This window comes from Anatilimnocola aggregata (genome assembly GCF_007747655.1).
Lineage (GTDB): Bacteria > Planctomycetota > Planctomycetia > Pirellulales > Pirellulaceae > Anatilimnocola > Anatilimnocola aggregata.
Genome location: NZ_CP036274.1, coordinates 2,597,595 through 2,624,305, shown reverse-complemented (window position 1 = coordinate 2,624,305; position 26,711 = coordinate 2,597,595). Strand labels below are relative to the sequence as shown.

The following is a 26,711-nucleotide window of genomic DNA, read 5'->3' as shown; positions in this document are numbered from 1 at the left end:
TTGGACACCCCCCTTTTGCGGTTTGTGCGCAAAAGTCTCACCAAGAATAAAAGCGGCCCAAGCAATCTCGAATGAATGCTTGGGCCAGCAGGAGAGGTTGATTTGGGAATGAAGGGGAGTCTGAACTACTCGGGCTTCTTCTCACCCTGAGGTCCGCCGGGACGACGGCCTGGACCACCCTTGGGCATCGCTTCGCGAGCGGCGGCTCGTTCGTCTTCGCTTAACTTGCCGTCACCATCCTTGTCGAACTTCTTCATCAGCTCGGCGAAGTTGGGTCTGCCAGGACCACCCGGGCCGCGCTTGCCAGCACCTGGGCCACCCGGTCGACCGCCGCGCTCTTTCATGGCAGCCATGAGCGAGGCTCGTTCGTCTTCGCTCAGTTTGCCATCACCGTCCTTGTCGAACTTCTTCAGCATTTCAGCTCGCATGGCTTCGCCACCGGGGCCGCCAGGACCACGTTTCGCACCAGGAGGCGGACCCTTACCTTCGGGTCGTTTGCCTGGGCCTTTTCCTTCTTCCGCCCACAAACCCGTTGCCACCACGGCGCAACAGCCGAACACCAAGCCGGTCAAAATCTTCATCGCTTCTGGCTCCCCTCGGGAAAATTGATTTTTCAGCGCACGCTGTTCCTACCTATCGAACACCGAGTGCCAGAGAGAGTTTCGGCGGTTGCCAATGGCAGCGACCGATTGGGGCTACCCAAGAACGAACCAAGCCCCGGCAAAGAGAGTCTCGCCGGGGCTGGATTGTGTGTTGGCCGGAAGTTGCGAGTAGGTTACTTCTTGTCGGTCTTGTTCTTCTGACCGAGTTCTGCGCGGGCGGCTGCTTTTTCTTCGTTGTTCAGTTTGCCATCGCCATCTTTATCGAACCGCTTGAGCAATAGCTCTTCCCGCTTGTTGAGCTTGGGAGCCGGGGGCTGTTGCGGTTGTGGGGCCTGCAAACCAGGGCCAGCTTGCGGCCCGGCGTTTTTGCCAGGACCCACGAGGTTCGGTGCGCCGGGAACGCGAATGCCCTGCTGCTGCATGGCTTTCGTCGCCGCCAGTTGCTCTTGCTGATCGAGTCGGCCATCGCCGTTGCGATCAAACCGCTTCATCATGGCTTCGCGCACCGCGGCAGCATTTTGCGCACCCGCGCCGGGATTAAAGGGCTGACCAAACTGGCCGTTGGGATTTTGTGCAGGATTGTTCGGCACGGGGTTAGTGGCCGGATTCGGCGGTCCCTTGGGAGCCTGCGCGAACGTGGTCGCTGCGGACAGGGCGCAAACTGAAAACAGAAACAACGACAAAGACTTCATGAGGTCGATCTCCGGATGACGCAGGCAACGTCGAAATGCTACTGTCATCCTAATCCGAACTTTCCGCCGAGGGAGATTTCTTTGCGTCGCTCTGGGCAAACCGGCGATTTTATCGGTTTTTCTGGCCGTTCATCCCCGATATGCTGGCCAAAGCGGCCGCCGGATCGTGGCATTTTGATGCCGGGTTGGTAGTTACCACCGGCCCGCAGCCAGCGTCTAACCAACAGACGCGATTCGATTTCTGAAGGGGAGGACCGGGTGGACGAGGACGATTTGCTCCGCCGCTGCCAGCAGGGAGACGATCGCGCGCTCACGCAGTTAGTGCATCATTTTCAGGAGCGAATTTTTCGTCTCGCCCTGCGGGTGCTGGCCGATGAAGCCCGCGCAGAAGATGCCACCGCCGACGCGCTGGCAACGATTTGGTCGCGCTGCGGCAGTTGGCGCGGCACGGCAAAGGCCAGCACTTGGGTTCAACAAGTCGCCTGGCGGGTGGTGCTCGATCATCATCGGCGTCGGCGGCGCTGGTGGCGATTCTGGGAGTTCAAAGTCGAAACAGAAGAAGTAATAGCTGGCTCCAGCGTTGATCCGGCCGAGCAATTGGCAAACAGCGATGACCAGCAGCAGCGAGCGCGGCGATTGCAGGCTGCAATTGCGCAGCTTTCACCCGCAGACCGAGCGCTCGTGCATTGGCACTATTTCGAAGAGCAAAGTTTGGCTGAGATCGCCGTAGTGCTGGGGACAACTCGTGATGCGCTGAAGATGAGACTCAGCCGCGTGCGAAAAAAACTGCAAGCCAGTTTGGAACAACCATGACCAACGAACGCGACGAATCCGAAACATTGCTCGACCAGCAGTTGAGTTGCACACTGCGCGGCACGGACTATCCGCCCCGCGATCTGGAGCAACGAACGCGGCAAGTCATTCGCCAGCATGTTCGCCGGCGAGTACTGGTTCGCTCCGTTTCAGCCAGCGTGGCGTTCCTTATTCTCTTTAGCTGGCAAGCGTGGAACCGGCCGGCAACGCAGCGCGCGCGCGACGGGCTGCAACTGGCCGAACTAGAAGCTCTCTTCGCACCGCCCCCCGTCGATCCCCTCAGTTTGCTCGATCGGCAACAGTCGCTTGCCTTGGGCGCACTGCGCCGCTTGGAGAATAACCAATGATCGCCTCGCTCCTCCTGCTTCTTTCCGCAATCCCCGCGCAGGTAGCTGCCGAACCGCCACCGCTAACGGCCGAGCAACTCACCAAGGTCCGCGAACTTGTGCAGCGGACGCAGTCTGTTCAAGCGAAGCTGAAAACCGAACTGGCTGCCTCCCAAGAACAGCTGGCCCGTTGTTATGCCGAGTACCAACTGGATGAACCACAAGTCGCCCGCCTGCAGGCTGAAATTCTCGAGCAACAAAAACAACTGCTGGCTAGTCATCATCGGCTGCAAACCGAACTGCGCTCGATCGTCGGCGCCGAGCGTTTTCAAATACTTAGCCGGCGAATTGAGAACGCGCTCCGTTCGTCGCTCAAACCTGCAGAAAAACAATCCGACAAACCGGCCGCGAAGTAACTCGTCGCACTATTCTTTGGAGAAGCAAATCCATGAATCGTTCTTTTTTGTTCTTCGTACTTATGACCCTGTTGGGCGGCGCCAACAGGTTGCCCGCGGTAGACGTAGTGTTCTCCGGCCCTCAAGTGGGCGAGCAGCTTCCCGCGTTTAAAGTGCGGGGAGTGTTGGGCGATGCGGCGGGGAAGGAACTCGACTTCGTCACGCAGGCCGCTGGTAAACCGCTGGTGCTGATCTTTCTGCACGATGTGAATCGCCAGTCGATCGGTATGCTCCGCACGCTCAGCGGCTATACCGTCGGCCGCGAGCAGGACGGCTTGCATACCGGCGTAATCCTGCTCGACGACGATGCCACCGCAGCCGAAAACACGCTCAAGCGGATCAGTCACGCTCTTACGCCCAAGGCACCGACGGGCGTTTCGCCCGACGGGCGCGAAGGGCCGGGCGCTTATGGGCTGAATCGCAACGTGATGCTGACGATCCTGGTTGGCAAAGACGGCAAGGTGACCGCGAACTTCGCTCTGGTGCAGCCCAGCTTGCAGGTGGACCTGCCTAAAATCTTGGACGAAGTGGTGAAAGTCGCTGGCGGCAAAGCTCCCAAGTTGGAAGAGTTGGCTGGCATGCCCGCGCGACCAGCGGCCAACGAACAGGATCCGAATTTGCGTGGGCTGCTGACGCCGGTGATTCGCCGCGATGCCCAGCCGGAAGATGTCGACCGCGCGGCGAAGAGGGTGGAAGAGTACGTTGCGAACAACGAAGCGACGCGCAAGGAAGTGGGCCGCATCGCCAACACGATCATCAAGGCTGGCAAGCTCAAGGATTATGGCACCCCGCGAGCGCAGGAGTATTTGCAAAAGTGGGCAAAGGAGTTCGGCACTCCAGCTGCAGAAGCACCGCAGAAGAAATCGGGGGAGGAGCGATGAGTCTGGTTTCGCTCCTCTTCGTGCTAATCTCGGCCGATCCTGTTGCCCAGCCACCAACGACGAGTGATTTCGCCACGGAGATCGTTCCCATCCTGACGAAAGCGGGCTGCAATGCCGGCGCGTGTCACGGTGCAGCAGCGGGCCGCGGCGGATTGCACCTTTCGCTTTTCGGCAGCGATGCGGCCGCGGATTACGAAGCGATCGTGCATGCCTACGAAGGGCGGCGAATTAACATGCAGCAGCCCGCGCGCAGTCTGCTGCTGCGCAAGCCGACAGGCTATCTCGACCATGAAGGTGGCCTGCTGTGGGACGAAGAGAGCGCGGCCACGAACAAAATCACCAACTGGATTAAGGCCGGCGCGGCATTTGGCACACCGCGCACGCTGATTGATTTTCAGGTTTCACCCCAGCAGCAACTGGCCAAATCGCTGAACGAGAAGATCCCCCTTCGCGCTACTGCGACTTTCGCCAACGAGCAACCGCTCGATGTGACAAAGTGGACCGTATTCAGTTCAGCTGATCCCACGGCGCTTGAAATTCATCCGCAGACCGCAGTAGCGACGATTCATCGCCGCGGACAGCACACGGTAATTGCCCGCTATCTCGATCGCGTTGTCTCCGTGCAACTCAGCTTGTCACTATCGGACGATGCAGTGGATCTAGCGCACTCGCCGCGAGTCAATTTCATTGACGACGAAGTCTTACTTACGCTCAGCAGACTGCGAATTCCTCCTTCACCTCCGGCAGAGGATGCGACTTATTTGAGGCGAGTGACACTCGACCTGACGGGTCGCTTGCCGACACCGGACGAGGTTAGCGAATATCAGGCTGACCAAGCACCAGACAAACGAACCAGATTGGTCGACCGCCTGCTCGCGAGTGAGGCGTTCAACGACTACTGGACGCTCCGCTTCGCCCGCTTGCTCAACATTCACTCGCTTCCCAACGAACGCGAAGGACTAATGGCGTACTCAGCCTGGCTGCGAACACAAATTGCCTCGAATGCGCCAATCAACGTGTGGGCCGAGCAACTGTTGGTCGCGACCGGTGACTCGCACGCCGTAGGACCGGCGAATTTCGGCCGCATGGTCCCTGATGCGCGCGGCCAGGCAGAACTGGTCGGACGGTTCTTTCTCGGCGCGCGCCTGGGCTGCGCGAACTGCCATGATCACCCGCTCGATCGCTGGACGCAGAACGATTATCACGGACTGGCCGCGGTATTTGCCCGCCTCGAACGTGGGCGACACGTCCAATTTGTTGCGCGTGGGAGCGTCACGAATTTGCGCACCGGCCAACCGGCAACGCCGCGAATTCCGGGGCATCGCGACCTTCTGCCAACCAACGAAAATCATCAAACCGTCGCCCGCTGGCTGATCTCGCGCGAGAATCCACTCTTTGCCCAGGCGCTCGTCAATCGCTTATGGCAAGGTATGTTCGGTCGCGGGTTAGTCGAGCCAACCGATGACCTGCGCGCGACCAACCCAGCCACGCATCCCCAGTTGTTGCAACAATTGGCCGATGATTTTGCCGCGCATGGCTACGACCTACGGCACACGCTCAGGCAGATCGCGCTTAGCCAGACCTATGCCCGCGGCGGGCAGCACTTGCCCGGCAATGCGACGGACGATCGGTTTTATGCCCGGTCGTATCACCGCCCACTCAGCGCGGAAGTGCTGGCCGATGCCATTGCCGACGTGACAGGGGTGAGCAATGGTTACGCGCACCTGGCCGCGCAGACACGAGCCGTGCAAATTGTCGACTTCCTCAGCCCGGCCCCGGTGCTCGAGATTCTCGGGCGCTGCGGTCGCGGCAGCAACTGCGACGAAGCCGCGCCGAGCGCCCGCGGATTGCCGGCGCAGCTGCATCTGCTCAATGGCGACTTCATCAACGCCAAATTGATCGACAAGCAAGGGAGGCTGCAACAACTGCTCGCAGCTGGTGCAGCGGATCGCGAAATTGTGAAAGAGTTCTACTTACGGGCGCTGGCAAGAGAGCCCACCGTCGCCGAGCTAACTCGTTGGACGAGACAACTGAATTCCACCAACCAACAAGAGCGAACCGAACGGTGCGAAGACTTCGTGTGGAGTCTGCTGAGCAGTCGCGAGTTTAGTGAGAATCATTGATGAATGCGCACCTGAAACAAATCACACGACGAGACATCCTGCGCGTTGGCAGCCTCGGTGCGCTCGGCTTGAGTTTGATCGACCTGGTTCGCGGTCGGGCAGTTGCCGAGCCCGCTTTGCGGCCACGAGCTAAAAACTGCATCCTGCTCTGGCTCGATGGCGGGCCCAGTCATCTCGAAACATTCGACCTCAAGCCGGACGCACCCGCAGAAGTGCGCGGGCCGTTTCGAGCCATCTCAACCGCGGTACCGGGCATTCAAATCAGTGAACTGCTGCCCCGCACCGCGCGGATTACAGGCAAGCTCGCCCTCGTGCGGTCGCTCACATCACCGCTGGGCGAACACGGGTTGGCGAACCATTATCTGCTCACCGGTTACCAACCATCGCCGGTGCTGCAATATCCAAGCTATGGTTCGGTCTTGAGTCACGTGCGACAGGTCGAATCGATCTTACCGCCCTATATCGCCGTGCCCGAATCGCGCTCACCAGCTGGGGCAGGCTATTTGAGCAGCGCTCACGAACCGTTCGCGACCGGTAGCGATCCCAGCAAGCCTGAGTTTCGCGTGCGCGATCTGGAGCGTTTTCCGGGCGTAACGGAAGCCAGATTGAATCGCCGCCGCGAGTACCTGGCCGAGTTCGAGCGGGCGCAAGCCGCGGTAGAAGGAACCACGGCAAGTACCGATCCCACGTTCGAGCAGGCTTATCGGCTGGTCACTTCCACCGCTGCCAAGCGGGCTTTCGATTTGAGTGCAGAAACGGCTGAGGTACGTGCCGGGTATGGTCCTCGCATGTTCGGGCAAAGTTGTTTGCTCGCGCGGCGACTCGTCGAGCGCGGTGTTCCGTTCGTCACTGTCTGGAACACTGGGTGGGATACGCACGACGGACTCACGCTGCAGCTGCGCGATGGTTATAGCGGCGCGAAAACGGGCGTGGGGCTGATTCCCACCTTCGATCTGGGATTCTCGGCCTTGATCGAGGATCTCGATCAGCGCGGCCTGCTCGCCGAAACGCTGGTGATTGCGATGGGGGAGTTTGGTCGCACGCCCAAGTTGAACACCCGTGGCGGTCGCGATCACTGGCCGCGCGTTTTCAGCGCTCTCCTTGCTGGCGCGGGCATCAACGGTGGAAAAGTAATCGGTGCGAGTGACCGCGTTGGAGAAAGTCCCCAAGATCGCCCGATCACCCCTGCCGATTTGGCGGCGACGATTTACACGTTACTCGGTATCGATCCGCAGCAGACGTTGCCTACAGCAGACGGACGACCCGTGCGGGTGAATACCGGTGGCCAATTGATTCACGAACTGATTTGAGTTGCCGATATGTTGTTTCCAGTGCGCTGCGTCGTCAGCATCATTTGCACGGTGATCTCACCTCTTGCCAGTTCGCTCATCGCAGCGCCCCCGATCACAGCGGCAGCCTTCGCGCCGGATGGCAAGCTCGTCCTGCTTGGCTCGCAGGCTGGGGTGGAAATCCGCTCGTGGCCCGAGTTGAAACTTATAGATCGGTTTCCAACCGAGCTGGCCAACGTTCACGATCTGGCCTTCTCAACCACGGGTCGCTTATTGCTCGTCGCGGGAGGAAGTCCGGGCGAAAGTGGGTTCGTCGAAGTCCATCGCTGGCCCGGGCAAGACAGCAGTCCACAGCGATTGAAGATTGGCGACGATGTAATATATCGCGCTGTTTGGTCTGCCAACGACGATTTTTGGATCACAGCTGGTGCCGATGGACTCTGCCGCGTATTTGCGGCGACCACTCGAAAACAAACCAGCCAGTTCACGGGGCATTCGCGCGCTGTCCTGGCGCTGGGCTGTTTGCCGGACGGTAAGACGGCCATTTCGGCAGGGGCCGATCACAGCATAAGACTATGGGAGATTCGCAGCGGCAAAGAAGTACGGTCGCTCGACAATCATTTGGATAGCGTGAACGACCTGGCGATTCAGCCGCAGCAAGCGCCGGGAACCATCCCGCTGATTGCGTCTGCCAGCGAAGACCGTACGGTTCGGCAGTGGCAGGCCACGATCGGTCGACTGGTGAGGTTCGCCAGGTTGTCATCGGTTCCGCGCGCTTTGGCGTGGTCGCATTCGGGCGAACAATTGTTCGTTGGCTGCAACGATGGCCAACTGCGCGTCATCGACCCGGCAACTGCGGACGTCGTGCAGCAGCTTTCAGGAATGGTCGGCCGAGTCCATGTTCTGCTCGCTGATCCCGCCGATAAGTCTCGTCTGTTGATTGCTGGCGAAAATGGCGCGGCAAAAATGATCTCACTTTCTGCGAAGTAGATCACTCAACTCTCGCGCCGCTGCCTAGAATTAACTCAGCAGCCCGCCGCTGTTCGAATTCCTACCACCCAATTCCTTAGCACGACGCCAACCTTGTTCGCACGCATCTTCTTATTCCTGACGATTCTTCCCATCGTGGAACTCACGCTGCTACTTTTGCTCGGCAGATACACCAGCGTCTGGACCGCAGTGGGCTTCGTGCTGATTACTGGCCTGATTGGGACCGTGCTGCTACGCATTCAAGGGGTGCAAGCCTGGCGGAACGTACAGAACGATCTGCGCGCGGGCAAAATGCCGACAGCTTCGCTCGTCGATGGCTTTTTGATTCTGCTGGCTTCGACGCTTCTCATTTCGCCGGGTGTCCTCACCGATTTTGTCGGCATCACGCTCCTCATTCCTTGGTGTCGGCGTTGGTATGGCCTCTTGCTCCTGTGGTATTTTCACGCGCGCGTGATCACGACTTTCACGCAAGGCAACGAGGCAGCCCCAAGTGCCGCGGCAATCCGCCGGACCGAAGTCATAGATTCTTATGTCGTGGAAACGCCGCAGCACAACGACTGATTGTCAGCTAGCTGCCGGTAGTCTGGCCTTAGTGGCGAGGATTTTGCCTTAGCGTTTGGCAACGAGAAGTTCGCCTTAACATTCGCTGCGCCGGTCTCTTGACAACCGGGGCACCGTGCCGATAAGACGCAGCTATAATGCGCGGCCAAATTGCCCTATTGTGCCCGCCCGATGTGCATTGCTGCGGACCTCTCTCTCGTCGTTCCGCAGGCTGTCGGCAAATGGGGCGTTTTGGCAAAGGCGGAGAAGGAACCCCAAATGTCAACGATCGAGACCGGCGTTCTTGCGGAATCAACTCAGATGGCCGGCGAGCTTTCAGGCCAGGCTTTGTACGACAAATGTTGGGCCCTGGCGAAGAACTTGTGGTGGACCTGGCACCCCGAAGTCATCAGCATTTTTCGAGATCTGGATCCCATTCGTTGGCGTCAGCTCGATCACAATCCGGTCGCATTGCTCCGTGAATTCACCGCCGAGCGTTTGGCCAGCCGCGCCGCCGAAATGGTCCTTTCCAGCCGTATTAATTACGCCCATCGCCGGCTGAAGGAATACATGGCGAACACCAAGACCTGGGCAGCCACGCACGCGGGCGTGCTGGGTGGCAATCCGGTCGCCTATTTCTCGGCTGAGTTCGGCCTGCACGAATCGATTCCGATTTACTCTGGTGGCCTGGGCGTGCTCTCGGGCGATCACGTCAAGAGTGCCAGCGGTCTGGGTGTAAACCTGGTCGGCATCGGCCTGTTCTACGACCAAGGCTATTTCAAGCAACAACTCGACGACAAAGGTTTCCAAAAGGAAGAGTATCTCGACACCAAGGTCGAGAACATGCCGATCGAACCAGCACTCTCCCCCGAAGGCAAGCCGATCACCGTGCGCGTCGATACACGCAATGGCGCACTCTTCGCCAAGGTGTGGAAGATGCAGGTCGGTCGCGTCCGGCTCTTCCTGCTCGATTGCGACGTCGATGGCAACAGCCCGGAAGATCGCGAACTCACCAGCCGATTGTACGGTGGTGATGAGCGAACCCGCATTCGCCAGGAGCTGGTACTCGGTGTTGGTGGCGTGAAAGCCCTCCGCGCTCTGGGCATTCATCCCGGTGTTTATCACTTGAACGAAGGTCACAGCGCCTTCGGCCCGCTCGAAGTGATTCGCGAACGGATGCACGACGACGGCTTGCCCTTCGACGAAGCCCTGCGCGATGTCGCGACGCAAACGGTCTTCACCACGCACACACCCGTGCCTGCCGGTCACGACCGCTTCGGCGGCGAAATGGTCGAAGAACACTTGGGACCACTCCGTGACGCGCTGGGCATCAGCTATGACCAGTTGATGGGGCTCGGCCGCGTGGAGCCACAGAATCCGCAAGAGCCGTTCTGCATGACCGTCGTGGGTCTCAAGCTGTCGCGCAAAGCAAATGCAGTGAGCCAATTGCACGGGCATATCAGCCGGCGGATGTGGGCTCAGCTGTGGCCGTGGCGCGTCGAAGAAGAAATTCCGATTGGCCACATCACCAACGGTGTGCACATTCCGACGTGGCTCGCCTCGCAGATGATGCAGCTCTACGACCGGCACTTCGTCGCCCAGTGGATCTATCGCATGGGTGAGCCCGAAGTGTGGCAAGCCATTCACAACGTCGATCCGGGCGAATTGTGGGAAACCCACAACGCTCTCAAGAACTTACTCCTCGCGTTCGTGCGTCGCCGTGTCAGCCGTCAGTGCCGTCGCCGGGGCGAAAGTGACGAGACGGTGGAAGCCGCTCGCAATGTGCTCGACCCCAACGTGCTGACGATTGGCTTCGGCCGTCGCTTTGCCACGTACAAGCGAGCCACGCTGCTGCTCAACGATGCCGAACGTTTGTCGGCGCTTGTCAACGACAAAGAACGCCCCGTGCAGTTCGTCTTTGCCGGTAAGGCCCATCCGAAGGACGAACCCGGTAAGCGGTTCATCCAGACGATTGCCAACCTACGTCACGACCCGCGGTTCGCGGGCAAGATTGTGTACGTCGAAGACTACGACATGAACGTCTGCCGTCACATGATTCAGGGTGTCGACGTGTGGCTCAATAACCCGCGTCGTCCGCTGGAAGCTTCGGGCACCAGCGGTCAGAAGACCGTCCTCAACGGCGGCCTGAACCTATCTATCCTCGATGGTTGGTGGGCCGAAGCCTACGACGGCACCAATGGCTTTGCCATTGGTCACGGCAAGAGCCATCACGATGACGCGGTCACTGATAAGCGGGACTGTGAGTTCCTCTTTAAGGCGATCGAAGACGAAGTCGTGCCGATGTACTACGACCGCGACGTGGATGGTCTGCCCCGCCAATGGATCAAGCGGATGATGAACAGCATCAGCACGCTGGCCTGGCGGTTTAGTGCTCACCGCATGGTGATGGACTATGCCCGCTATAGCTACGTCCCCTCGGCCGGTGGCCTCAGCTGCGATATGACCTCGAAGTAGTCAATGTAGCGGTGGGCTTTAGCCCACGTTTTGTTTCATCGGTTCGTGGGCTAAAGCCCACGCTACCAACTTCCAAGGCCCCGCAAATCATTAGTTTGCGGGGCCTTTTTCGTTCCACCTTGACGATTCCCGCCTGAAATTGCTTACACAGCGAAACATCGGCCCCCGCGAGGTGTTTGAATCCTTAAGAATGTCCAGCGGGCGATTGTCCCCAGACCCTTTTGGCCTGGATTCGCCACGCACTCAGCACTTCTCGTACAGGATTCGTTCATGTTGCATTCGTTCCGCTCATTGTGCCTAGCCGGCGTTGCCCTGCTGGCTCTTGTTTCCAGTTTGTCTGCCCAGGAAGGCCGTCCGCAGCGTGGGCCGGGTGGCCCTGGTGGCTTCCGCAATCCCACCGAACTTCCTCGTGGACTGGAAGCCACCGACGAGCAAAAAGCCAAACTCGCCGACATTCAAAAGAAGTTTGCCGACAAGGTGAAGGCTGCCCAGGACAAGGCCAAGCTGACCGAAGAACAACAAGGCAAGATGCGCGACGTCTTCACCAAGGCCCGCGAAGCCAACACTCCCCGGCAAGAAATGCAAGCTTTCATGGCCAAGGAACTCGGCCTGACCGACGACCAGAAGAAAGGTCGCGAAGAACTGACCGCCCTGACTGCCGAAATCACCAAGGAAGTCGAAGGCGTGCTGACCGACGAACAAAAGACCAAGCTCAAGGAAAGTCGCAGCCAACGTGGTGGCGAACGGGGTAAGCGCCCCGAACGGAAGAAGAGCGAGTAGTCGCTACTGCCAGGTTAGGCAAACAACTCAAGTACGCAACTGCCGGGAGGTTATTCTTCCGGCAGTTGGCGTTTCTTGGGTGATCGCATTGGCTCCTTCAGGCAGACGCACGCAGCTACAATGGCGTTGCCTCCGCGGATCTGTCTCGACTCAGTGTCGTAAGACCCTGCCGGAATTCAGGTGGAGTTTGAATGTCCCCTCAAGAAATCCTCTCCGCTCGCTTTGGCATTGCAGCCTTCAAGCCCGGGCAGCACGCGGTGATTGAGCAGCTGCTGGCAGGTAATTCGGCAGCTGCGGTGTTTCCGACGGGTGGTGGGAAGAGTCTCTGTTATCAATTGCCGGCGCTATTGCTGCCTGGATTGACGCTGGTCGTTTCGCCGCTGATTGCGCTGATGAAAGATCAAATCGATGCATTGGACCGCCGCGGGATTGCTGCCGCCAGGATCGATTCGACCCTGGCGGCTGGCGAAACCGCAGCCGTCATGCAGCGGATTCGTAGCGGCGAGATCAAGTTGCTGTATGTAGCTCCCGAGCGTTTCAACAACGAACGCTTTCGCGAAGCGATCGAGCGGATGCATGTTTCGCTGTTCGCGGTCGACGAAGCACACTGCATCTCGGAGTGGGGTCATAACTTTCGTCCCGACTATCTCAAGCTCGTCCGTTTTGCCAATCGGTGCCGAGCCGAACGACTGCTCGCGCTCACTGCGACGGCTACGCCCGAAGTGCTCCGTGATATTTGCCGCGAATTCAAAATCGAACCGCAGGCGGCGATTCGCACCGGCTTCTTCCGCCCCAATCTGGCGCTGCAGGCCAGTACCGTTTCCTCGCCCAATCGCGATGCACTCCTCATTGAGAAGCTGCACGCGCGGCCACCGGGCGCGAGCATCGTTTACGTCACGTTGCAAAAGACCGCCGAGCAAGTGGCCGAGCGACTCGCGGCGGCTGGCTTCGCAGCGAAAGCTTATCACGCGGGATTGGAGACCGAAGAACGAACTGCCGTGCAGAACTGGTTCCGCGATAGCCACCAGCCCATTGTCGTGGCCACGATTGCCTTTGGTATGGGGATCGATAAAGCGGACATTCGTTATGTTTATCACTACAACTTGCCGAAGAGCCTGGAAAACTATTCGCAGGAAATTGGTCGCTCGGGGCGCGACGGCTTGCCGGCCACCTGCGAGTTGCTGGTGTGCGCGGCCGATCTGCAAGTGCTCGAAAACTTTGCGCTCGGCGATACCCCGTCGGCCGAAGCGGTGCAGTCACTCGTGAAGTACATTTTCCGCCAGCCCGAGCAGTTCGATGTCTCGCTCTACGATCTTTCCAGCAAGCACGATATCAAGCAGTTGGTCGTCCGCACGCTGCTCGTCTATTTGGAACTGGGCGAATGGATCGAAGAAGGAACCGCGTTCTACGACACCTATTCGTTTCAGCCTCACTGTACGTCGGCCGAAATCCTGCAGCAGTTCGAAGGTGAGCGGCGCGAGTTCCTCGCCAGTGTGCTGCGGCAAGCGCAAAAGGCGAAGACCTGGTTCAAGCTCGACCTGACTCGCGCCAGCGAAGTGACCGGCGCGCCGCGCGACCGCATCGTGCGTGCGCTCGACTATCTGGCCGAACAAAAGCTCCTCACGCTGAAAGCTGAAGGTGTCCGCAATCGCTTCACGCTGTTGCGCAAGCCCGACGACGTCGTAGCGCTCGCCGCAGAACTGCATGCCAAGCTCGTCGCGCGCGAAACTCGCGAACTCGATCGTTTGCAGCAAGTCCTGTCGCTGGTCAGCCAGCCAAGCTGCATTACCGCGCAGTTGTGCGAGCATTTTGGCGAAACACTCAACCAGCCTTGCGGCACCTGCACCTTTTGCGTAACAGGCCAACCGCTCCATCTCGAAACACCGGCCGAGCAAGCGATTCCCGACAAGCTTTGGCAGCAAGCCCTGCAGCTCCGCCAGCAGTACGAGATTCTCCGCTCGCCGCGCGACTTCACTCGCTTCTTGTGCGGCCTAACCTCGCCGGGCCTGACGAAAGCCCGCGCCTCGCGCGAGGCCCTGTTCGGCTCGCTCACGCACATTCCTTATCGCCAGATCTATCAGCGGGCATTGCAATAGGCGGACAGCCGCCACCGCTGCAGCTGACTTTCCATTCGCGGCCGTTGATGCTTGTGCGTTAGACTGGCAAGCGGTTGGCGATTGACATCGGGCGGTTAGCGGAGAGCGATCATGAGCAATAGGCACCTATTTGTTGCGGCACTCGTGCTGTGTTGTTTCGATATTGGGGCGTCGACTGCAGCTGATCCTGCCAGTGAAAAACTACTCGCCGAAGTTCGTCCCGTCTTGCAAAAGCATTGCCTCGGCTGTCATAGCGGCACAGAACCCAAAGGCGAACTGCGGCTGGATCAACTCGGCACCGATTTGACCGCCAAAGAGACTCGCGAAGCGTGGCAGAACGTGCATGAGCAACTGCGCATCGGCGCGATGCCCCCCAAAGAGAAGCCGCGGCCCACGAAAGAAGAGCTGACTCAACTGACAACTTGGATCGATGCGCGGCTCGCAGCAGCCGAGGAACGAAAACGCGCGGCCACGGGGCGCGTGGTCCTGCGGCGCATGAATCGTATTGAGTACGAAAATACCGTGCGCGATCTACTCGGCATCGAAACTCCGCTGCGTGAACTGTTGCCGCTCGATACTTCGGCAGCTGGTTTCGATAACGTGGGCGAAGCGCTCCACACGTCGTCGTTTCTGCTCGATCGCTACCTGGAAGCTGCCGATACCGCGATCAATCAGGCAATTTCCAACCGTCCGCAGCCACCGACGCTGGTAAAGAAGCGGCTGAGTCTACAGGACTCGCATCAGGTGAAGAACACGACCGAAAAAGTCTTTCGCAAGCGCGAGGACGGCAGCGTGGTGCTGTTCTGTTCGTCGCTGTGGCAAAGTGTCGGGCTGTCTCACTTTTATCCGCAAGATCGCGGCCGCTATCGCTTTCGCCTCTCGGCGTCGGCCATTCAAAACAAAGCAGAGCCTGTTACCTTTCGCATCTTGAGCGGAGCCGGCGGCATGGGGGGGCCGAAGGCGCATCTGGTCGGCTATTTCGATGTGCGCGACGAAGAGCCGCGGGTGATCGAATTCGTCGATCACATGGAGCCGCGCACCAGCATCACCATCCTGCCCTATGGGCTGCCGAGCGCGCAGGCCATCAACAAGATTGGGGCCGATGTCTACGATGGCCCCGGGCTGGCAATCGACTGGGTCGATGTCGAAGGACCGCTGCATGAGACGTGGCCACCAGAAAGCCATCAGCGTTTGTTTGGTGACATGAAACAAGGATCGTTTCCCATTTACAACCAACGCGACCGGGTGGAAGTGATTTCCGAGCAGCCGCTGGTCGATGCCGAGCGGATTGTGAAAAAGTTCGCCCGCCGCGCGTTTCGCCGCAGTGTGACTGATGAAGAACTGAAGCCGTTTCTCGCTCTGTTCTCCGCCAGCTTGGACGAGAAGCAAACGTTCGAGCAAGCCATTCGCGTGGCCCTGGCCGCAATCATGGTCTCGCCCGAGTTTCTGTTTTTGAAGGAAGAGCCAGGCCAGCTAAACGACTTTGCGCTCGCCAGTCGGCTGTCGTACTTTCTTTGGAGCAGTATGCCGGATGAAGAGTTGCTGAGTTTGGCGGAGCAAGGCTTGTTGAAGAAGAGCGGGAGAGTGGGAGAGAGGGAGAGGGAGAGCAAAGACGTATTGGGAGATCAGGTTGAACGCCTTCTCCGTCATCCAAAAAGTCACGCCTTCACCGAAAACTTCGTCGGGCAATGGCTGAACTTACGCGAGATCGACGCGACCAATCCGAGCCATATCTTGTATCCTGAAATGGACGACATGCTGAAGGCGTCGATGGTCCGCGAGACCGAGCTGTTCTTTGCCGAAGTGTTGAGTAACAACCGGCCACTGACGAACTTTGTGTCGTCCGATTTCAGCATGCTTAACGGCAGATTAGCCAGGCACTACGGTATTCCCGGCGTCGCGGGCTGGGAGTTTCAGAAGGTGCAACTGCCGGCCGATAGTCATCGTGGCGGCTTGTTGACCATGGCCAGCGTGCTGAAGGTGACAGCGAACGGCACGCACACTTCGCCCGTCGTGCGCGGGGCCTTTGTGCTCGATCGCATCCTGGGCACACCGCCCCCCAAACCTCCCGAGAACATCGCCGGGCTCGAACCCGATATTCGGGGTGCCACGACCATCCGCCAGCAGCTGGCCAAGCATCGACAGCTCGACTCATGCGCCAGTTGCCACGTGCAGATCGATCCCCCTGGTTTCGCGCTCGAAAGCTTCGATGTGATCGGCGGCTATCGCGAATTCTATCGCACGAGCGGCAGTGGCAAGGCGGTAATGATCGACGGCAAGCGGATGCCCTATTTGCAAGGCCCGCCCATCGACCCCGCCGACAAACTGGCCGACGGCCGAGCATTCGCCAACATCGACGAGTTCAAACAATTGCTGCTGACCGATAAAGATCAACTCACCCGCGCCTTGGCCACCAAGCTCATCACCTATGGCACCGGTGCCCCACCCGAAACGCTCGACGCTCCGCAGCTGGAACAGATTGTCAGTCGCGTGAAAGCCAAAGAGTACGGCTTCCGCGATTTAATTCACGCGATTGTGGCGAGTGAGTTGTTTCAGCAGAAGTAGCGTAGGCAATGAGCCGGCCGATTAACTGTTGCGCCCCGCGATGAGCGAAGTTGTGCGGGACGAGCCACGCTAAGTCGTAGGCAATCGATCGAAGAATTGCTGCGAGCGGCGGAGCAAGTCGTGGTAGTCGCTGGCTTCGATTTCTTCCCCCATCAGCTCGACTTCGAAGTAGCCGTGATAGCCAGCAGCGGTCAGTTGCTCGGTAATGCTGTGCAGGGGCAAGTTGCCATCGCCTAGCGGGGTGCGATTCGGTTCGAGTTGCGGAGGCTGGCGGGCATCGGCCAGTTGAACCAGGGTGAGCTTGGGAGCCAGTTCGGGGAGGCGAGCCAGTGTCTTTTCGTCATTCCCCCAGTAGTACAAATCGAGGACCGCGCGGAGGTGCTCGCTGCCGACGTCGTTGATCAGCCCGAGGGTCTCGTTCCAGTCGTGCAGAAAGGTCCAGTCGGTGCCCACTTCGCGGGGCATCGGTTCCAGGGCCAGGCAAACCTGCAGGGCTTCAGCCAGCGGCAGGAGTTGATCGATGGCGGTTCGGAGCAAGCGGCGCGCGTGCTTGTGGGTGTGGATGCCCCGTGAGCCGCTGTGCAGGATCAGGCAGGGGGCACCCAGGGCACTGGCCAGCCGAATGGCTTCGCAGGCGTCGTCGATGCTTTCGTCGTGCGTCCCCCCTTCGCTCCCCGTAAAACCGCCGGCCCATTGCAGGCTGCTAGCCCGCAGGCCGCGATGAAGCAGCAGTTCGACACCGCGGTCCGCACCAAAGTCCGTCAGCTTTTGTCGCCAGATGCCCAGGGCCGAAATTCCAGCTGCCTGATAGTGCTGCAGATCTTCTTCGAACGACCAGCGGAAGGTCGTAATCTCGCTGATCGCGAGACGAGAGAGTTCTCGACCGTGGAGTTCCAAACCGCGCATTTCTCGGCTCGTATTTTTGCGCGGGCTACCGCGGAGATCTCAGACTTCCAAATCGCGAAGGGGAAGTATGAGGAAATTCGACGGTGGTGTAAAGGAACGGGAGAAAGGAAGAAGCGAGAAGGCAGAACGCAGAAGTAAAACAGGCGAAGCAAGTGATAGCAGTGATAGCATTGGGTGGCACATCTGCCATCCACTGAGAGCACTTTCGGACAGTCGTTTTTTCGCAGCTTTTTGTATTTACTTCTGCATTCTGACTTCTCACTTCTGCATTCGTCCCCTGCCACGTTTCTAGGCATGGTCGCCCAGACCTTGTGCCAGCAGAATGGGCAAATCGCGAGATTGCGGGTTGTCGCGAATAGGCCGAATTTTTGTTGTTCCTTACGGCATCAAGAGTTACGTACGGCCGACGGTCCCAGGGCCTTGCAGCTGGCATAGAGGTTGCTAAACAGGAGGGGCATCGGTAGGCGGCCGGAGAGAACTTGTTTTCCCGGCGGATTTGCAAATCTTGCTTGGGAGTTATTCGCAATGATGGTGAAGATTGAGGCGATTGTTCGGCATCACCGCTTGGATGAGATCAAGAATGCCCTGGTCACGGCTGGTTTTCACGGCTTGACGGTCACGGAAGTGCGCGGTTTCGGCCGCCAGAAGGGGCAAAAAGAAACGTACCGCGGAGCTGAGTACAAGATCGACTTCATTCCCAAGCTCAAGATCGAATTGGTGGTTCCTTCGGAATCGGCCGATAAGGCGATCAGTTCGATCGTAAAGACCGCCCAAACCGGTCAAATCGGCGACGGCAAGATTTTTGTGTCTGAGATCAAGGAAGCCATCCGCATTCGCACCGGCGAAACCGGCGGCACGGCTCTTTAATAAACCCGCTTTACCCTCAACTGGTTGTTCCGCGTAAGGATGCCCTCTGTCATGGTTGCTCCGTGCTCTGATTCCGTGCTGCTCGATTCCGATCGTAGCCTGCAATTACGGATCATTTCCCATCTGGCTCAAAGTCATCATCAGGCTTTGCGGCGGTTGGTTGTCGATGTGCACGAAGGACTCGTGACGTTGCGGGGACAGGTCCGCTGGTTCTACGAGAAGCAGCTGGCCATTCAGCATTGCCAAGCTGAGGGTGCTCGTCAGTTGATCGATGCTGTCGAAGTTTCGGTCAGCTAACAAACCACGTAGACGCCGCTAGCTGTCGTGCAACTGGATCCCCGCACGCGAGGGGCTCGCAATTGCAACTCGCACCGTCTACATTTTGCCGAATGATGACTCCGGTCGGTCGCATGCAATGACGCGTGGAACGACCTTTGGGCATGGAATGGCCCGATCAAGAGCTGGATTTTTCTGATACCGGAGTAAACGAAGGGCGGCTTCAACAGCCGCCTTTTGTTTTTCTTGCTGCTGCACTTCACTGCTGCAGACGAATTCGCACCAGCAGCTCGTTCATCTCCGCGGCACCACTTGCTGCTTCAGGCAACGAGCTGCCTGCATACGCTTCCTCGAGTTGGGCAGTCAGGCGCTCATACTCCCGCTGGTGAAATGCCAGGTCCGCTTGTTCCAGCCGGCCCTTCTCGGGGCCGCCCGTTTTGCGCGCAATCAGCTCTGGGATATATGGCAGCTTGGCTGTCTCATTGAGGTGAACGAGATTGGCCTCGACTTCGCCGCTGCGCATCAAGTGAATGCCGGTCAGAAGCACGCGATACACGTAAAGCAACGGCTTCACATGCGGCGGATCTTCCTTCCGGAACAATTTCCACTGCGTGGCAGCAAAGCCCAGGTAGTGGTGCGCATGATGACGGGTAACGCAACCAGTTGCCAGCGCCTTCAGCTCCGCATGCTCGGGGGTTGTATGAATCACTAGCGGCGAGAGTAACTGCTCCAGCACATAGCCGTTTTTCTTCAGCATCAGCTCGAAGAACTTTCTGGCGTCGTGCGTCACCAGATCAATTTCGAGGCCATCGTGGATGCCCGATTTCTCGACGGTCTCTTCTCCAGGCACCATCCCGACAACATTCCGCAGCGGCAGAACGTGAACGCCGCGCAGGTCAAAGTCGGAATCGGGGGAAGGAAAGCCGTACAGGTGCGCACCGCTGATCGTGGCGAAGAGGAGCGGGTACGGATGCTCGGCGACTTGCTTGTGGAGACGAGGGTCAAAGTTCATGGTAGTTCCTCCTGCATCGCGGCCCGCCTCGCTTTGAGGAGTAAAGCGTTCGCGCGTTCGTAGTCCGGTCGCTCGGGCAAACTTGTCAGTTGCACGGCCTGCTCAAAGTCACGATGCAAGCTGAGCCGCAGCTTCTCGGTTTCGCTCCACGCGACTTCGCCCCGCTTAATGGCCAGCAGTTGCTCGCGCTGCTCGTCCACTCGCACGGGCACAAAGCCCTGGCGCAGCACGCTGATGCCCGCAATTAACAGTCGGATCAGGTGCATCACATGCTTCCACTTCACTTGTCCTTGATTGCGGATATCGGCCTGCATCTTCTTGAACTGCGATGTGACGTATCCGTTGTACGTCTGAAAAACCAGACGCGACAAAAACGACGACCGCATTTGCAGCAGTTCTTCGCCGAGCGGAGTAATCTTCTCGATGATTGGTGTATAGAGGCACTCGAGCACGTTGGGGTTCGCCTTCAACGCCAAGACCAGAAACCGCTGCAGTTCCCAGTACTGCTCCTGCGTTTCTTGCCGCTCGATCTGGTCCGGCACTCCATACAGCGACCAATGGAGATCGGCCACCGGCAGATAGATGCCGCGGTAGTCGGTATCGGACTGTTCGCTTTCGAGCCCGTAAGCTCGCGAGCCGATGACGCAGCGAAAAATCACGCGCGAGAACAAATCGTTACGTCCGGCCGTCACTTGTGAGTCGCCGATCTCTCCCTCCTTGAACCGCGCCAGCAGCATCACATCCTCGCGGCGCAACGATTCTTCTCGCCCATCGAGAAAGCGAATGCGGTACGAGTGCACCAGATCGGCCGGAGCACGCACGACAACCCCTACCGAGCCTTGGGGCAGCAGAATGCGTCCTCCTTCACCCGTGATGTTCCGCAGCGTGACGACCTGCGTGCCAATCGAGAAAATGAGGTTCGAGTTATGGTCGACGTGATCTGCCACCAACGGACTTCCTTCCAGCCGATATTCACAGCATGAGATGATGCCGTGAATATCAACTATTTCTTCGGTCGCCGCTTCAGCGTGCGCTCGTAGTCTTCGCGCCGAATCTTGGCGATTCGAGCACGGTCAGGACTGCGAACAACTATCCCCTCTGGTACGCCCTGTGCTTCGTCATCCAATGGGCAACGAGTCTGTCCGAAGCTCACGAGAAACTCATACATGCCTGGCAAGTCCGTTGGCAGCTGCGTGGCATCCAAATCAAACAGCGCCGGAACCGGTTGCAAGCCAAGCCGCATCGCCAGATCTTGCAAACGGTCGTGATGAACAAAGGGCTGTCCACCTTGATCCCTCCACAGCGCCAGTTTGTCCGCTGGCCAGGCCAACAGTTCGCCAAAGTTCTCTATGAACATCGCGTCGAACAAACGGAAACCGGCATTTCCGGTGCGAGAATAGTTCTTTGCACCAGCACCGATGTTTCGTCCATACAACTCGACGTAATAGACGGCAATCTGGTCCGGTTCGCAAATCACGGGGGCCAGGCGATTCACAGTTTCCTTGAGCAACTCGACGATGCCCATGGCTGAGTTGCCAATCAAGTCACGACGTTCCCACAGCAGATCTTCGCGGCTGCCCAGCAGAACGCTGCCGTCGGGGCAGCAGATGATGCGCGTATTGGTGCCATCCACTTTCTCGCTGCCAATCATGCGGCCCGCAAATGGAATCCGGACCTCATCGCGCAGCACGCCCTTATCGCCCAAAGCGTGATACGTAAAAATTGACGGATACTTCGTCAAGCTGTTTAGTTTGTGCAGATCGACTTCCCGAATGTCGAACATCGTGATTGCTCCGAAGCCGTACATGCAGCGGGAGCAACGCCCGATTGCGATTGCTCATTCTGCGATTAACAGTCAGTGAGCTACGGTCCACGCGCCAGGTTCGCGCGTGCCGGCTAGGTAAGATTTCGTCCGCTGATGGTGTATGGACACACAGAAGGCGGAGCCCGCAGCGTTACGTCGCCACCCGAAAGGGTCGTGGCGCGAACTTGCCACGCCCGGCACGCACGCCGGCAGAATGCGGGCGCGGATGAACGATATCAACAGCAAGCAGGCCTATTTACCGAGCAGGCCCATCACTTGAGTTACGACGTTTTCGGGCGTGAGCGCGAAGTGCTTATAGAGCAGGTTGAAAGGTCCGCTCGCACCGAACGACGACATGCCGACAAAGCGACCTTGAAAACCGAGGTAGCGGTCCCAGCTTTGGCGAATGCCCGCTTCGATGGCGACGCGATTGACCACGGTTGGCGGCAGGACTTCGTCGCGATACTTCTGGTCCTGTTCTTCGAACCATTCGCAGCAGGGCATGCTGACGAGGCGAGCCTCAACGCCACCCGCGGTCAGTTGTTCCCAGGCCTTCATGCCGATATCGAGCTCGCTGCCAGTCGCGATGAGAATCACCTCGGGCTTGCCGCTCTTGGCTTCGGCGAGGATGTACCCACCCTTGGCAGCCATCGCTGCGGGGGCAAACTTGGTCCGGTCGATGGTTGGCACGTTCTGCCGAGTCAGCACCATCGCAGCGGGTTGCTTCAAACGCTTCATGACTTCGCGATAGCATTCGCCCACTTCGTTGGCATCGCCGGGACGAACAACCGCCAGGCCAGGAATGGCGCGGGCTGCGGCCAGATGTTCGACCGGCTGATGGGTTGGGCCGTCTTCGCCCAGACCGATCGAATCGTGAGTGAAAACATAAGTGACTGGGCGGTGCATGATGCTGCTTAGCCGCATGCTGGGGCGGAGATAGTCGGTGAAGACGAAGAACGTCGCACAGTAAGGGCGAATCCCCATCAGCGACAGCCCGTTGCAGGCTGCGGCCATGCCGTGCTCGCGAATGCCGAAGTGCAGATTGCGACCGGCATAGTTGTGCGGGCCGAAGTGCCCGGCACCTTCGAATTCGAGCATGGTCATGGTTGACGGGGCGAGGTCCGCTGAACCGCCAATCATCCACGGATAGTGCTTGGCCAGGCCATTGAGAACCTTGCCCGACGAGATGCGAGTGGCCATCCCCTTTGCATCGGCGGGGAAGACGGGAATCCCGGCATCGAAACCAGCGGGCAAGTTGCCGGCCCACATGGCATCGAGCTCGGCTGCTTCCTGCGGAAACTTGGCCTTGTAGTCGGCGAACTTCGCAGCCCAGTCGCTGTAAGCCTTGCTGCCGCGGGCTCCGATTCCCTTTTCGAATTGCTTGCGAACTTCGCCAGGGACCAGGAACTTTTCATTCTCGGGCCAGCCATAGGCCCGCTTCGTCAGCACGATTTCGTCTTCGCCCAGCGGAGCACCGTGAGCGTTGTGAGTGTTCGCCTTGTTGGGCGAACCCCAGCCAATGATGCTGCGGAGGACAACCAGTGTGGGCTTGTGCTCGGTGCTATGGAAGTTATCGATGGCACCCTGAATAGCCGTCAGGTCGTTGGCGTCTTCAACAACGATAGTGTTCCAGCCAAGACCTTGGAACCGCGTGGCGACATCTTCGCTGAAGGCGAGTTCTGTTTCGCCTTCGATGGTGATGTTGTTATCGTCGTAGACCCAAATCAGGTTATCGAGTTGCAGGTGGCCGGCGAGCGAAGCGGCTTCGCAAGCCACGCCTTCCATGATGTCGCCGTCGCTGCAGAGGACGTAGACATTGTTTTCGAACAGATCGAAGCCGGGGCGATTGTAGCGAGCGGCTAGCCATTTGGCACCCATCGCCATGCCGACGCTGTTGCCGCAGCCTTGGCCGAGCGGACCCGTAGTGGTTTCGATGCCCGTCGCATCGCCGAATTCCGGGTGGCCGGCACATGGGCTGCCGAGTTGACGAAAGTTTTTCAGATCGTCGAGCGACAGGGCTGGCTCATCGTGCTGCACCCCCTTCTTGTCGACCTTCTTCAGCCCGGCGAGGTGAATCATCGAATAGAGAAGCATCGACGCGTGGCCGCAGGAAAGGACGAAACGGTCGCGGCAGGGCCAAAGGGGATTGGCCGGGTCGAGCTTCAGGTTGTTGTTCCAGATTTGATAGGCGACCGGGGCCAATGCCATCGGCGTGCCAGGGTGGCCGCTATTGGCCTTTTGAACGGCATCCATCGCCAGCGTGCGGATGGTGTTGATTGCCAATTGTTCGATGCCAACGGAAAGCTCTGCAGTTGCCATGATTGCGTGCTCTTACTACCTGAATCCAAACGACGAGAATCGCCCCAAATACCGAATCTGTTGAGCCTGTTACTCTACCGGTTTGCGGGCAAGATCGTCAACGCGTGTAGATTGTCGCACTCTCGGGACTATCTTGGCTGCGGGCCGCAAGTTAACGTCAGTGGATTGCCCCCAAGAAGTACCTGGCTCGATTATGGCGGCTTGCCTGCCCCAGTCCGACTTTTTGGTGGCTTTGTTGGTCGTTATCTCTCAATGATCGCTGGCGAACAAATACTGCAAATAGATTAATCTGGCTTGCTGCGTGAGGAGTTTGGAATGTTGCGGATGTCCTGCTGTTCGATTGCCGTTCTCGCTCTGGTTTGCAGCGTGCTTGTTGGCACCGCCGCAGCTGATCCGATTCCCGAGCAAGTGGTGGTTTGCTCGTGGAACACCGAGTGGCTGTTCGATAATTATTCGGGAGATAACCCCTCGGATCTCGGTAAGAAGATGACGGCACCTACGCGCCCCGATTGGGACTGGAAACTCGCGGGTGTCGAGAAAGTCGTCCGCGAAATCAAGCCGACGATCCTCGCGCTGCAAGAGATCGAAAATAAGCGCGTCCTCTTCTATCTGACGCAGCGATTCAAGAATGAACCCGAACTGAAGTTCCGCACGGCCTTTGTCGAAGGGGAAGATTTCTTCACCGAGCAGGACGTCGGTCTGCTCGCGCTCAGTGGCTTAACGAACTTTGGCCGGTGGGACATGTCGAAGGAACAGTTCGAAGACAAGCGACATATGAGCGTGGCCAAGCACATGTTTGCGACCTTCGCCTGGGGAACCGGCGACGACCGCGAAACGTTGACGGTCGTCAACATGCACTTGCGCGCCCGTGGCGAAGTGGCCCACCTTCGCGTGCGTCAAGCGAACCTGATTCGTGCCTGGGTCAACGATCTGATCAAGAAGGGCGAGAACGTGATTCTCCTTGGCGATATGAACTCGGACGAGTTTGCAGCCGAGACCACACCCGAAGGGGATATTGGTACGATGCGCGGCTTGAACACGCCGGAGCAGGACGATGACCTGTTCGATACTCTGGTCGATCTCAAGGATAAGCAGCGCCATACGCACCTCAACGGTCAGCAATACGACCGCATCCTGCTGAGCAAGGGCCTGACGGAAGACGATCCGAAGCGGAAAGACCTCTGCTTCAAGTCGGTTGCCATCCGTCACGACCTGGTCATCCGCGGCAAGGAACAGGACAAAGATCACATGGACATCTTCTGGACCATTCCCGAAGCCGAGCGCGACGTCAGCGATCACTACCCGCTCGTCGTCACGCTCGATTACAAGTAAGCGTGGCGAGTAGCCTGCCACTGACTATGCTGAAAGCAGTCGCGCCCAGTCCTTCCTCATTGAGTCTGCCATGCCGTCGCTAACTCGCTTCTCGCTTGCGTTACTAATCGTTTGCACGGTTACCGCGATTGCCCGCGCCAATCCCGAGGTTCCTGCGCCACCGCAAAGCGGACCAATCGCGCTCGTCGGTGGCACGATTCATCCCGTGGAAGGCTCTGTGATCGAAGCGGGGACTATTTTGTTCGATGGGGGCAAGATCATCGCAGTGGGTAACGATGTGAAACTCCCCGCCAAGACGGAAAAAATCGATTGCCGCGGACAGCATATCTATCCCGGGCTCTTTGATGCCTACACCGATATCGGGCTCGTGGAGATTAACTCCGTGCGGGCTACAGCGGACTTTCGTGAAGTCGGCAATATGAACCCGAACGTGCGGGCACTATCCGCAGTGAATCCCGATAGCGAACTGATTCCTGTCACTCGCAGCAACGGCGTACTGCTGGCGCTCACTGCACCGCGCGGAGTGTTCGTGGCCGGGCAATCGGCGGTCATTCAAATGGATGGCTGGACTCCCGAGCAAATGAGCCTCAAGTCAGCTGCCGGCCTGATGGTACATTGGCCGCAACCCTCGTCGAATCCTGCGCCCGCTGATCCGAGCGACGATCCCATCCTCAGCTTGCCCAAGGACGATGCGATCAAGCAACTTCGCAAGGCGCTGAACGATGCCCGCAGTTATGGCGCGGCGCGGCAGGCTGATGCAAACTATCCGGCCGATGCCCGCTGGGAATCGCTGCAACCCGTTCTGGCCGGAGAATTGCCCTTGATGGTCCATGCCGAGAGCCTGGAGCAAATTCAGTCCGCGGTTGCCTTTGGCGATGAGTTCAAATTGAAGCTGATTATCGTGGGCGGTTACGATGCCCCTCGCTGTGCCGATTTGCTGAAGCCGCGCGGCATTCCAGTCATCGTCACCGCCGTCTATCGTTTGCCCCGCAGACGCAACGACGATTACGACGCCCCCTACACCCTCTGCGAACGGCTGCGAGCTGCGGGGGTGAAATTCTGCATCTCCAGCAGCAGTCGATTTGGCGCGTCGACCGTGCGCAACTTGCCTTATCACGCCGCTACCGCTGCTGCCTATGGCTTGCCCGCTGACGAAGCGCTGAAATCGATCACGCTCTATCCGGCGCAGATCCTCGGCGTTGACGATCGCGTTGGTTCCTTAAAAACCGGCAAAGACGCCACGCTCATCATCACCAGTGGTGACCCACTCGAAACACCCACGCAGGTCACCGGTGCCTATATCCAAGGTCGCAAGGTCGCCTGGAACGACCGCCACAAACGGCTGTTCGACAAGTATCAAGAGAAATACAAACAGCTGACCCCGTAGTTGAGTCATTCCATGACTCGATTTTAGCCTATCTCCCTGGCGTAGTAGCGAAACTCGCCAGTTTCCAAATTAGCTTTCGTCGGATTGTCAGCGATGTACTGCCGACATCTCTCGAAGTCTTCCGCGCGATTCCTGATGCAGGTATACAAGGGGATCGTGTCATGGAATGACTCGTCTACGG

The 26,711-nt window shown here is 58.5% G+C and carries 23 protein-coding genes; 16 read left to right on the top strand and 7 right to left on the bottom strand.

Annotated features, from left to right (window positions below):
- Positions 1-125 precede the first annotated feature (125 nt).
- Both ETAA8_RS10070 and ETAA8_RS10065 read right to left on the bottom strand, forming a co-directional pair.
- Positions 126-581 (bottom strand): EF-hand domain-containing protein, encoded by a 456-nt coding sequence (locus tag ETAA8_RS10070; protein WP_145087896.1) that lies wholly within the window; start codon positions 579-581, stop codon positions 126-128.
- A gap of 194 nt (positions 582-775) precedes the next feature.
- On the bottom strand, positions 776-1,294 hold the full coding sequence (locus ETAA8_RS10065; RefSeq protein WP_202921719.1) for an EF-hand domain-containing protein: 519 nt from the start codon (positions 1,292-1,294) through the stop codon (positions 776-778).
- Positions 1,295-1,552: 258 nt separating this feature from the next.
- Here ETAA8_RS10065 and ETAA8_RS10060 point away from each other — a divergent pair, with 258 nt between their 5' ends.
- From ETAA8_RS10060 to ETAA8_RS10005, 12 genes are all read left to right on the top strand, one after another.
- The gene (locus tag ETAA8_RS10060; RefSeq protein WP_202921718.1) at positions 1,553-2,107 is read left to right on the top strand and encodes an RNA polymerase sigma factor; all 555 of its coding nucleotides are present in this window, start codon (positions 1,553-1,555) and stop codon (positions 2,105-2,107) included.
- Positions 2,104-2,454: a hypothetical protein gene (locus ETAA8_RS10055; protein WP_145087893.1), complete on the top strand. Its 351-nt coding sequence runs from the start codon at positions 2,104-2,106 to the stop codon at positions 2,452-2,454. The genes ETAA8_RS10060 and ETAA8_RS10055 overlap by 4 nt, the downstream gene beginning before the upstream one ends.
- Positions 2,451-2,849, top strand: a complete 399-nt coding sequence (locus ETAA8_RS10050) for a hypothetical protein (RefSeq protein ID WP_145087892.1) — start codon at positions 2,451-2,453, stop codon at positions 2,847-2,849. The genes ETAA8_RS10055 and ETAA8_RS10050 overlap by 4 nt, the downstream gene beginning before the upstream one ends.
- 32 nt (positions 2,850-2,881) lie before the next feature.
- Positions 2,882-3,769, top strand: coding sequence for a hypothetical protein (locus ETAA8_RS10045; protein ID WP_145087891.1), 888 nt, complete (start codon positions 2,882-2,884; stop codon positions 3,767-3,769).
- Complete coding sequence (locus tag ETAA8_RS10040) at positions 3,766-5,892, top strand: DUF1549 and DUF1553 domain-containing protein (protein ID WP_145087890.1); 2,127 nt, start codon at positions 3,766-3,768, stop codon at positions 5,890-5,892. Before ETAA8_RS10045 ends, ETAA8_RS10040 begins: the two co-directional genes overlap by 4 nt.
- Positions 5,892-7,202 (top strand): DUF1501 domain-containing protein, encoded by a 1,311-nt coding sequence (locus ETAA8_RS10035; RefSeq protein ID WP_145087889.1) that lies wholly within the window; start codon positions 5,892-5,894, stop codon positions 7,200-7,202. Before ETAA8_RS10040 ends, ETAA8_RS10035 begins: the two co-directional genes overlap by 1 nt.
- Before the next feature lie 9 nt (positions 7,203-7,211).
- Positions 7,212-8,171 carry a WD40 repeat domain-containing protein gene (locus ETAA8_RS10030; protein ID WP_145087888.1) on the top strand — a complete coding sequence of 320 codons (960 nt, stop codon included), beginning with the start codon at positions 7,212-7,214 and terminating at the stop codon, positions 8,169-8,171.
- Positions 8,172-8,264: 93 nt separating this feature from the next.
- Positions 8,265-8,732 carry an FxsA family protein gene (locus ETAA8_RS10025; RefSeq protein WP_202921717.1) on the top strand — a complete coding sequence of 156 codons (468 nt, stop codon included), beginning with the start codon at positions 8,265-8,267 and terminating at the stop codon, positions 8,730-8,732.
- A gap of 258 nt (positions 8,733-8,990) precedes the next feature.
- Entirely contained in the window at positions 8,991-11,186 is a 2,196-nt protein-coding gene (gene glgP, locus ETAA8_RS10020) for an alpha-glucan family phosphorylase (RefSeq protein ID WP_145087886.1), read from the top strand.
- A 270-nt stretch (positions 11,187-11,456) separates the two neighbouring features.
- A complete protein-coding gene (locus ETAA8_RS10015; RefSeq protein ID WP_145087885.1) occupies positions 11,457-11,966 on the top strand; it encodes a hypothetical protein in 510 nt (169 codons plus the stop codon).
- 191 nt (positions 11,967-12,157) lie between these two features.
- Positions 12,158-14,062, top strand: a complete 1,905-nt coding sequence (locus ETAA8_RS10010; RefSeq protein WP_145087884.1) for a RecQ family ATP-dependent DNA helicase — start codon at positions 12,158-12,160, stop codon at positions 14,060-14,062.
- Positions 14,063-14,173: 111 nt separating this feature from the next.
- On the top strand, positions 14,174-16,627 hold the full coding sequence (locus ETAA8_RS10005; protein WP_145087883.1) for a DUF1592 domain-containing protein: 2,454 nt from the start codon (positions 14,174-14,176) through the stop codon (positions 16,625-16,627).
- 69 nt (positions 16,628-16,696) lie between these two features.
- On the opposite strand, the gene ETAA8_RS10000 is transcribed toward ETAA8_RS10005, so the two are convergent.
- Entirely contained in the window at positions 16,697-17,533 is an 837-nt protein-coding gene (locus tag ETAA8_RS10000) for a sugar phosphate isomerase/epimerase family protein (protein ID WP_145087882.1), read from the bottom strand.
- Positions 17,534-18,061: 528 nt separating this feature from the next.
- On the opposite strand from ETAA8_RS10000, the gene ETAA8_RS09995 reads away from it, so the two are divergent.
- Together ETAA8_RS09995 and ETAA8_RS09990 are read left to right on the top strand one after the other, a co-directional pair.
- Complete coding sequence (locus tag ETAA8_RS09995) at positions 18,062-18,400, top strand: P-II family nitrogen regulator (protein ID WP_145100368.1); 339 nt, start codon at positions 18,062-18,064, stop codon at positions 18,398-18,400.
- Between the two features lie 51 nt (positions 18,401-18,451).
- Positions 18,452-18,697 carry a BON domain-containing protein gene (locus tag ETAA8_RS09990; protein ID WP_202921716.1) on the top strand — a complete coding sequence of 82 codons (246 nt, stop codon included), beginning with the start codon at positions 18,452-18,454 and terminating at the stop codon, positions 18,695-18,697.
- Positions 18,698-18,935: 238 nt separating this feature from the next.
- Here ETAA8_RS09990 and ETAA8_RS09985 read toward each other — a convergent pair whose 3' ends face one another.
- The 4 genes from ETAA8_RS09985 to tkt form a co-directional block, all read right to left on the bottom strand.
- A complete protein-coding gene (locus ETAA8_RS09985; protein WP_145087880.1) occupies positions 18,936-19,688 on the bottom strand; it encodes a nucleotidyltransferase domain-containing protein in 753 nt (250 codons plus the stop codon).
- A complete protein-coding gene (locus ETAA8_RS09980) occupies positions 19,685-20,635 on the bottom strand; it encodes a nucleotidyltransferase domain-containing protein (protein ID WP_145087879.1) in 951 nt (316 codons plus the stop codon). The genes ETAA8_RS09985 and ETAA8_RS09980 overlap by 4 nt, the downstream gene beginning before the upstream one ends.
- Before the next feature lie 56 nt (positions 20,636-20,691).
- Positions 20,692-21,471, bottom strand: coding sequence for an RNA ligase family protein (locus tag ETAA8_RS09975; protein WP_202921715.1), 780 nt, complete (start codon positions 21,469-21,471; stop codon positions 20,692-20,694).
- A gap of 273 nt (positions 21,472-21,744) precedes the next feature.
- The gene (tkt, locus tag ETAA8_RS09970) at positions 21,745-23,811 is read right to left on the bottom strand and encodes a transketolase (protein WP_145087877.1); all 2,067 of its coding nucleotides are present in this window, start codon (positions 23,809-23,811) and stop codon (positions 21,745-21,747) included.
- A 315-nt stretch (positions 23,812-24,126) separates the two neighbouring features.
- On the opposite strand from tkt, the gene ETAA8_RS09965 reads away from it, so the two are divergent.
- Together ETAA8_RS09965 and ETAA8_RS09960 are read left to right on the top strand one after the other, a co-directional pair.
- Positions 24,127-25,143 carry an endonuclease/exonuclease/phosphatase family protein gene (locus tag ETAA8_RS09965; RefSeq protein ID WP_145087876.1) on the top strand — a complete coding sequence of 339 codons (1,017 nt, stop codon included), beginning with the start codon at positions 24,127-24,129 and terminating at the stop codon, positions 25,141-25,143.
- Positions 25,144-25,213: 70 nt separating this feature from the next.
- Positions 25,214-26,530 carry an amidohydrolase family protein gene (locus ETAA8_RS09960; protein WP_145087875.1) on the top strand — a complete coding sequence of 439 codons (1,317 nt, stop codon included), beginning with the start codon at positions 25,214-25,216 and terminating at the stop codon, positions 26,528-26,530.
- Positions 26,531-26,711 lie beyond the last annotated feature (181 nt).